Origin of the sequence: Streptosporangium vulgare (assembly GCF_042428775.1) — a bacterium.
Taxonomy (GTDB): Bacteria; Actinomycetota; Actinomycetes; order Streptosporangiales; family Streptosporangiaceae; genus Streptosporangium; species Streptosporangium vulgare.
Window position 1 is genome coordinate 1 of the sequence record NZ_JBHMBS010000209.1, and the last position, 502, is coordinate 502.

The window sequence follows — 502 nt, forward strand, 5'->3', positions numbered from 1 at the left end:
GTGCCTTCGATCCCCGCGATGGAGAAAATCCCGCCCTGCTGAACTTCACACAGGAACGCGGTTTCTTCGCCCAAAGAGGCCGTTACGGTAACACGCAGTACCACTTCGTATACGTCATCTGCCAGTTGGGAAGATGCCGTATCCAGATCAAGTTTAACTTCTGGTTGCCAATCTTTCTGGAAAACGTGCGGCGCGTTCGGCGCTTCGAAAGAGATATCCTTGGTATAAATACGTTGGATCTGGAAAGTCATTTCAGTGTTGTTTTGTTCTGACATGTGTAGAAAACCCTTAAGTGTTGTCCTTAAATACTGCGCAATGTAATGCCAACGTTCACACGTTATTTCAGCAGGGGATCCAGTCCACCACGTGCATCCAATGCATACAAGTCATCACAGCCGCCAATGTGCTGTGCGTCAATAAAAATCTGGGGAACCGTGGTGCGACCGCTGCGTTTGATCATCTCTTCACGCTTGGCGGCGTTGCCATCGATCGGCAGCTCCTG

2 protein-coding genes are annotated in these 502 nt (G+C 50.0%); both read right to left on the minus strand.

The window, feature by feature from the left end; genetic code table 11:
- Window positions 1-275 (minus strand): protein-export chaperone SecB (gene secB, locus ACFFRH_RS45105; RefSeq protein ID WP_512701173.1); only part of this gene is annotated, 275 nt, incomplete at its 3' end.
- Between the two features lie 62 nt (window positions 276-337).
- A complete protein-coding gene (locus ACFFRH_RS45110) occupies window positions 338-496 on the minus strand; it encodes a glutaredoxin domain-containing protein (protein WP_423811587.1) in 159 nt (52 codons plus the stop codon).
- Window positions 497-502: the final 6 nt, after the last annotated feature.